The organism is Methylotenera sp. (assembly GCF_013141425.1).
GTDB lineage: Bacteria > Pseudomonadota > Gammaproteobacteria > Burkholderiales > Methylophilaceae > Methylotenera.
Window position 1 is genome coordinate 45,013 of the sequence record NZ_JABFRA010000034.1, and the last position, 7,734, is coordinate 52,746.

The following is a 7,734-nucleotide window of genomic DNA, read 5'->3' on the forward strand; positions in this document are numbered from 1 at the left end:
TTTTAAAAAAGTAGGTTTAACCTAGTAAAAAATTGGGTTGAATACTCATTTGTTCCGTCGTATGGGTGGCGACTTCGAGTTATGCCATAGTTAACTTCAAAACTGTCGTCCAGTTTGAAACCTTGCTCATAACTTACCATCCAAGTGGAATCCGAACCAAAATTCTTCTGCCAATAATTTCCAGCGCCAACTTGCAGGCGGTGATTAAAGGAACGGTCATAGCGACGCCATAATATCCATTCATTATCAAGCACTATGCTAGTGTCTAAATCACGCTCTGGATTAAAGTAGATAGCATCATTTTTACTGTTACTAGAGGCGTCCACACGTAAATGTGTCGTCAATTTATAGTGTGGCTGTGTGATCAACCGCCTATCAAATTGTAAATTTAGTGATTTTCGGTGGTTACCATCACTTACATTCAAATACCCGACACCTGCAGATGCACGGGTTAAATCACTCCATCGATATTGAGTATTCGCACTTAATAAGTCACCACTTACACCTGTTTTTAAACCCCGAAGCGGCATTTGTGTAGAATTAGCCTCTAATGAGGTAGCGAAAGACCAATGATCATTTAATCGATAGTCTGCTGTAACTGCCGCAGTAACTCCGATTTTTGATAAACTCGCCTGACTTATTTCGCCCGTTAAACGCCAATCTCGTTTAGTGTATTCCACACCGACACCTGGATAACTGACATTACCCGAACCTTCAACAAAGGTGGCATGGTTATATTTTGCGCTTGCAAAAGCCCGATAGTTATAATTAATTGGGCTAGAATACAAAACAGCATTCAAGCCTTGAGTGCGGCTACCAAACGTAGATCCGGAAGATTGACTGCTAAATCCATCTAGACTAAATTGACGTTTATTATGCAGTAGCCAACGTCGCTCAAGTGCCTGTACAGAAGCATTCTCTGGATACTCTTTTACTATTGGCAAAATTAGATTTTCTGCAACTTGCCAATCTTGCAAATCCAAAAGTGTTTCAGCCAAATTAATTTTAGCTTTCAATAGATCTGGGTAATCCTGACCAATCTCAGAAAATCGCTTTTCCGCTAGCTCAGCCCAACCACGCCAGCGCCAAATTTCACCTAATGCCATTCTGACATCATTACTCATCGGGCCAATATTATTTAACGCCTGAAACTGCCTTTCAGCACTTGCTAAATCGTCACCATAAGCACTTAAATAGAAGGATTTACTATCAATAATCAACTTGTTCTCATCTGCACGAATGACAGGGTTTTTAGGCCGTTGCCTATAGGCGGCAGTATTTATGGATAAATTCTCAATAAGTGTTCTGGCATCCTCAAACCGCTCCAATTCAACCAAGGCATAAAACTTGGAAAATTTAGTTTCATTATTGTCAGGCACTTTGGCGAGTGAAGCGTCATAAATTTTGATGGCTTGTTCAGGCATCCGTTTATATAAATAGGCATCGCCAGCTGCATTTAAAACATAAGCAGGCATATCTACGTTTGAATGAAGTAAATACTGATAATGCGTGATAACCTCTTGCATACGATACCTGTCGCGCAAGGCTAGCATCCGGTCAAATATTAAATTCTGGTTAATACCTGACTTTAAGTCCAGCTTATTCCAGTCGCATTTACAAGCTTCGTCTAACTTAACTAATGCTTTATCTGTATCAGCAAATCTTTCACTAGGATTTTTCGGGCTGTAATGACCCCATGAAATATAATTCGCAGCACTGTCGTTGTTGATTTTATCGATTTCATCTTGATTAATCACATTTGGGTACTGCTCTGCTAATTTTAATGCCTGTTGAATAGCCCCGGCTTCTCGTGTTGCCTTAACCAATGCACGAACCGCATCAAGATCCTGATGATTTAACACTAATAAACGAGTGTTTGCATCAATCACCATTACGGGCTGCTTAGATTGCTGACCCAAATATGATACGGCACGTAAAACATCAACATTATTTGGGTGCTGATGACGTAATTTCATCAAAAGTGACTCGGCATCGACAAATTTCTCAGTATCGATGAGCACAAGAACTTTCCCTAGTACCGAATCGAGATTACTCGGCTCAAGTAAAATTAGCTGCTCATAATATGCAATTGCGGTGCTGTACTGACTAGTATTTCTTGCTGCCTTTGCTAACGCGTTCAAGCAATAGTTAGGTATTGCTTTTGCATCCATACCGCTTGCTTCGGCTAGGGCTTCTCGGTCTTTTTTTGCCCAAGTAAGAATCACAATGTAATCAGCTTTAATGCCGACATCCTTTGGCGCATCCTTTACCAGAGTCATAAGCGCTGGTATCGCCACATCAAACTTACCATCACGCGCATATTGCAATGCCGCTTGACGTCGCTCACCCAAACTTAATTTTTCACTAATAGTTTCTGCCGCCATGGCTGGCACAGCTAAAGCTAAGACTAGCAACAATAGCGTGGTTATTTTAATAATTGCATACTTAATAAATTGCAAATCTGTACACCTTCAAACGAATAAATAACAATATTCAAATTTCAACTTCACCATAATTTTGGTTTTAGTTTAAAATAAAGCATATTTCGTGCCAATAATTAATGAGTCATGCAGAAAGCAACGATGGCTTGAGATAATTACTACTAATCAAAAATAAAAACGACCTAGAGAATTCTCTCTAGGTCGTACTAATTGGTGGCCCCTCTGTGAGTCGAACACAGCACCAACGGATTATGAGTCGGGCAAATAAATAAATCACCATAACTCCACAATAAACTAAAGCAACTGAATCAATGAGTTGGTTATTGTCGATTGTTCCCACCTTCTTTAGATTTTTTGACTCAAGTGTGCCAGAAGTGTGCCAACTTCAAGACTAGAATTAATCGCCCGCCGACACATGCTGACTTTTGCTGACTTTTGATTGCTTTTGATTGCTCATACCCGTGACTAATGATGACAAATGATGACATTTATGGACATGTCCACTGATACACATGCCTCTCCGCCTGAGCGCTTCATGTGACTTAACTAACTATGAATACCACCGATGAATTAACGCGTCTGTAGCGCTTGCCGTAGCTTCAGATGAAGCCTCTCATGCTATGGCTGTGGCGGATTACTTTCAAACTGACTACGCAGGTCATCCATATCTTTGATGGCCTCAAGCTGTTGTTGTGGAGACAGGCCTCTAAAGATTTTAATAATTTCTGTTAGGAACTCTATCTCACCCGCTGTTTGTTCTACGTTCATAATTGACCCTTTGCTTTGTTGTTTGTATGTACCGCAAAGCAATGTTAGCGCTTTCAATAATTAGATGTGCGCCAAAATAAGTAGCATTTGAAATGAAAAAACCCGCCGAGGCGGGTCATGGTATTGCGGGGGTTATTACTTTTGCTCTTTGATGCTAACAAGCTCCCACTTGTCGCCCTTTTTCTCTAGCTCACACACTGCCACACTCTTAACAGTTGCGTTGAAACTGTTTTTTGCTCTAACAGGCTGTGTTGATATTGCGGTTGTCTTTTCTGCGTTAGTGAACTGAAATTGACGCTCCGCTCTAATCCAGTCAACTGAGTCAGGATTTTTGGCATTCTTCTCGAAAGCCATTTTACAAACCACTTCGGCCATACCAATGTTTTCATGATTGGCCTTTGCTTCCACATCTTCAGGCGACTGGCTCTGTAAGTAAGTGTTAATAAAAATAAATCCGACCACTCCTAAAAGTGAGTACTTAATAATAGGACTCATTGGTTTCTTTGGCTCTTTAGGTTTAACTACCTTGGCTCCACATGAAGGGCAAACTTTTGCCTCCGTGCTTACATCTTTACCGCATTCATGACACTTCACTAACGCCATCTCTAACCTCCTAGTTATTGTTGTTTGTAACTGCCGTCTAATAGTACAACAAAATTTATGTGACCCTAAACTTAGCAATAACTTTTCAATACGGGTGACATTGGCGGGAGGCGTTTGAAGGTATCCACTAGCAGTGATTAGAATTGGAAGCATATACAGAGCATATGCTTAGAGACCATTTCAGGCATCAAAACATATATATGCTTCAACGGATAAAGCTACCACGACCTTTGGAGCGCTTAATATCAATAAATGATTTATCCTTCTTTACTGCTAGTGGTAACTCAATGGAGAGAGCCTGCGCGCAAGGCAAAGGGTCTTTATGAATGGCGTCACGAAAAAATGGCCATGCGTTAGAGAGCATCACAGGGTCATCTTTTAAGCGAGCAATAATCAACTTCTCAAGAGCCAATTTCTCCTCCTTAGACAGTCGAGCTTTGCTTCTGCTCATTCCATAATTGCGAGCAACATCAGCATGAAACTTGTTAATAAATCTCATCAAGTTAGCAGTGCCTCCTACCATGGCACTCCCTCGCATCTTGCCTTCAATCAAAGGTAAAATTATTGCGTGTGCGTGTGGTGCCGCTTCATCCAAATGTACTTCAAATGATAGCAATTCACCTCCAAATGTTTTAATTGTCCAGTCATAACAGTCCAAGAAAAACTGCTTAGTGTTTTGATTGTGTCGTTCATTTGGCAAGCTATATATCACCTCAACTGCTTTTACTTGGTCCTTACGAGGCTTTTCTATGCCTGCCTTGAGCATTTGGACTTTAGCATGTAGGGCAAGCGCTTCCGGTGTTTCAGCACTAGCAAGCGAGTAATTTAGGTGAGTACGATTAGAATCAATATGAGCCTTGTCCTTTGGCAAGGCTCTCTTATTGTGCTTCAGTGCTACTAACACACCATTTTCACCTCTAATCTTGCCTAGCCTAATGATGTGGCTAGAAGCCATGATTAACCTTCAGCCATACGTGACAAGTACAAATATAGCGCCCACAGCTCTATCAAACTAAGTGTAGCTATATCAGCACTAATGCCAAGGTAAGAAAAGCGCTCTATCAGCAAAGTGAGGTGTGTGAGCCATGCTTCTGTATTAGTCATTGCGTGACTCCTCAGCTTCTAACGCCTCAATTGCTATGGCCATATTCACATCATCAAGCCAATATCTCATGACGCTGGTTTTAGTACCTTTGAAGTTTGGCACTCGTTCCATTTCTCTCGAAAAGTACACGCCATACTTTTTCTGAAGGTCCGATATTGTTGTATTTAAGACTGAGTCATGATGATGCCTATTAGCCTCAAAACGGTTAAGCCCACGCCTACCAGCTTGAATGAACTCCGACAACATTGTCTGATTTTTTGTGATACCATTTTGGTTCTTAGTAGTAATTTCATTAGCCGTCGCGGGTGCGTCCAACACCCCTTCGGCTTTTGTTTTTCCTAGTCTTGCTAGTGGTGGAGTATGTTCCATGATTACACTCCCATCACTATGCGAGATTGAGCATCCTGAGCGCCGCGCTCTTTCGCCCAATGTAAGAACTTCTCAGCATCAATTAGCACCTTACGACCTACGCGGACGATTGCTCCACACTCTAGCAATCCATTACCATGAATTACGCCTTGGGTTGATTTACGTGCCTCAGAGCCATGTATCAAATTGCGCAGTGCTGATTGTGTAAAGGCAGGCTGAATTTCAGCGAACTGTTCAACAGTGAATAACGTTTGGATTAATGATTGCTGAATTAATGGGCGGGATATTAGTTTTGTTTCTGCTACTTTAGTCTGATTTTCCATCACTTTATTACCTTTCGGCTTATGGCCGTTGTTTAAGATAAGTGAATGGTATTTGTAGTTCTTTGCTGTGTATTTAGAAGCGCGCTGTGGCAAGTACTAGCGCGCATTAGCGAGACTTGGCGCGCCTCAATCTGTCTGAAAAGTTCTTTTTTGATAGAATTTTAATGCCGTCATCTGTTTCATATTTAACTCCCTCGCCCTCAATAAATTCCAGCAGGGGTGGGTACGTATTTCCCTCAGCCATTTTTTTAAATTCAATCCATGCGCTATTAGTATCGTCTGGTTCTGTTGCCATTGATACGGCCAAATCAATTACAGCCGTCAAAGCGTCAGTTCTTGTTGATTTTGTCTTATTTGATTCGCATTGCTCCTTGATTAATTTTTCACGTAACAACGCACTCCAAATATCCCAGATACCAATTTTCAGTTTCTCCGCTATTCCAATTAAATCACTTGGCCGATATACAGCTTCACCATTTTCATCACATCCTAGAGGTGAGATTTCTTTCGCCATGATTGACCTATTGATTAGGTCAACGTCATCTCCATTGTTAGCTTTTGGAGGAAATATTGTAGAACGGGTACTTACCGGCTCTAGGCCGTATAACAAAAGGTGAGCCTCCCCAAGCGACCAACAAGGCTTATTCAGCCACTTAATAGCATTGGGTTGTATCAAAACGTCTACTTTAATTTGATTTATTTTATTTTTAATCATACTTAAACTCCGAGCCTTGCGGCCAACTTCTCACCAGTTGCGACAATATGTTCATCGCTGAGGTGCGCATATCTGGCTACCATAGCAAGCGTTCTGTGCCCCAATACCTTTGCTATCTCAACCAAAGATACTCCGCTCATGGCTAGATAACTTGCGGCTGTATGTCGTAGGTCATGCCAGTGAAAATCTTTGATGCCAGCCGCCTTCAGGGCGACCTCCCAAGGTAGGCGCAGGTCTAGGCACTCTGCTTTTTTTGCTTTAGCTGTTGGTGGGAACACTCTATCATCAGTAAGGCTTCTGACTTTTGAACGTGCCTGTAACAGTTCAAATGCCTCACCCACTAGCGCTAGTGCGCGCTTGTCGCCATTCTTAGTTTTGTTTAAGGTTATGACCTTGCGGTTAAAATCAATCTGTCCATAGCGTAGGGTCATAATCTCACCTTGGCGCGCACCGGTGGTGAGGCTTAGTACCACAGCCAAATATAGGTCGCCATGTCCACGGCAGGCATCAAGTAAGCGGGGGCGCTCATCGTCACTCAAAAATCTTACTCGCCCATCACCTTCTTTTGGTTTAGTAACACGCTCACATGGATTACGTTCTATCCACTGAAGTGGTTTCACTCCATAAGAAAAGCATGATGACAATGCCGCAATGTATCTGTTTACAGTTGCGCCGGTGCGTTTCGCTCGTGTTCTTTTAGCATCATTCTCTGCGTTACCGGTTGGGAGGGTTGAGTAGCGGGTGGTGTCCTCCGACTCTAATGTTTTTATCTGCCTGTTTATACGCTCAGGAGTAATGTCAGCTAAACGATAACTGCCAAATATTGATTGCCAGTACTCAAGGCGCTTAACATCTTTGGCATGAGGCCTGTACTCCTCAACAAGGTCATCAAAAGTACGACGCTTACTTTGGCCGAAATACTTACCTGCTCGAATTTCTGTTTCAGCCTTAGCCGCCCACTCTTTTGCGTCAGATAACCTTTCAAAACTCGCTGTTGCTGGCTCTTGACCTTTGAGCCTAACTTGGACATGGTACTTATCTCCGCGCTTCCTAAAAGTTGCCATCACTTTCACCCTCACTCAAACAATGGCAAAAGCATACAACACTGAGCAATAAATAACAACAACGGATTAGCAATCCAAGCGTTAATTTACATAACTACCTGTATTAATAGTTATTTATTTTATTAAAATATTATCAGGCACAAAATTGGCACAGTTACGACGATTTCAACTATCGGGCAACGGTCTAAATGAGATGTTACTTTGGTCTGGTGTGCCAAAAGTGTGCCAAATGTTAAAAAAGAAAAAGGCCTACATCGCTGTAAGCCTTGTTTCAATTGGTGGCCCCTCTGTGAGTCGAACACAGCACCAACGGATTATGAGTCCGCTGCTCTAACCAAGCATGAGC

9 protein-coding genes are annotated in these 7,734 nt (G+C 42.0%); all 9 read right to left on the minus strand.

The genetic code is table 11. From position 1 onward, the window contains the following. Positions 1–2 precede the first annotated feature (2 nt). The 9 genes from pgaA to HOO90_RS03100 all read right to left on the minus strand — a co-directional run bounded on the left by pgaA (position 3) and on the right by HOO90_RS03100 (position 7,388). Complete coding sequence (gene pgaA, locus HOO90_RS03060) at positions 3–2,459, minus strand: poly-beta-1,6 N-acetyl-D-glucosamine export porin PgaA (protein ID WP_292839336.1); 2,457 nt, start codon at positions 2,457–2,459, stop codon at positions 3–5. Between the two features lie 600 nt (positions 2,460–3,059). Further along, a complete protein-coding gene (locus tag HOO90_RS03065; RefSeq protein WP_292839338.1) occupies positions 3,060–3,209 on the minus strand; it encodes a hypothetical protein in 150 nt (49 codons plus the stop codon). A 135-nt stretch (positions 3,210–3,344) separates the two neighbouring features. Then, on the minus strand, positions 3,345–3,812 hold the full coding sequence (locus HOO90_RS03070; RefSeq protein WP_292839340.1) for a zinc ribbon domain-containing protein: 468 nt from the start codon (positions 3,810–3,812) through the stop codon (positions 3,345–3,347). A 205-nt stretch (positions 3,813–4,017) separates the two neighbouring features. Beyond that, positions 4,018–4,767, minus strand: coding sequence for a plasmid recombination protein (locus HOO90_RS03075; protein WP_292839342.1), 750 nt, complete (start codon positions 4,765–4,767; stop codon positions 4,018–4,020). A gap of 2 nt (positions 4,768–4,769) precedes the next feature. After that, on the minus strand, positions 4,770–4,916 hold the full coding sequence (locus HOO90_RS03080; protein ID WP_292839344.1) for a hypothetical protein: 147 nt from the start codon (positions 4,914–4,916) through the stop codon (positions 4,770–4,772). Beyond that, positions 4,909–5,286: a hypothetical protein gene (locus HOO90_RS03085; protein ID WP_292839346.1), complete on the minus strand. Its 378-nt coding sequence runs from the start codon at positions 5,284–5,286 to the stop codon at positions 4,909–4,911. The genes HOO90_RS03080 and HOO90_RS03085 overlap by 8 nt, the downstream gene beginning before the upstream one ends. 2 nt (positions 5,287–5,288) lie before the next feature. Continuing rightward, positions 5,289–5,609, minus strand: coding sequence for a hypothetical protein (locus HOO90_RS03090; RefSeq protein WP_292839348.1), 321 nt, complete (start codon positions 5,607–5,609; stop codon positions 5,289–5,291). Between the two features lie 106 nt (positions 5,610–5,715). Then, entirely contained in the window at positions 5,716–6,324 is a 609-nt protein-coding gene (locus tag HOO90_RS03095; protein WP_292839350.1) for a hypothetical protein, read from the minus strand. Between the two features lie 2 nt (positions 6,325–6,326). After that, a complete protein-coding gene (locus tag HOO90_RS03100; protein ID WP_292839352.1) occupies positions 6,327–7,388 on the minus strand; it encodes a site-specific integrase in 1,062 nt (353 codons plus the stop codon). Between the last annotated feature and the right edge of the window lie 346 nt (positions 7,389–7,734).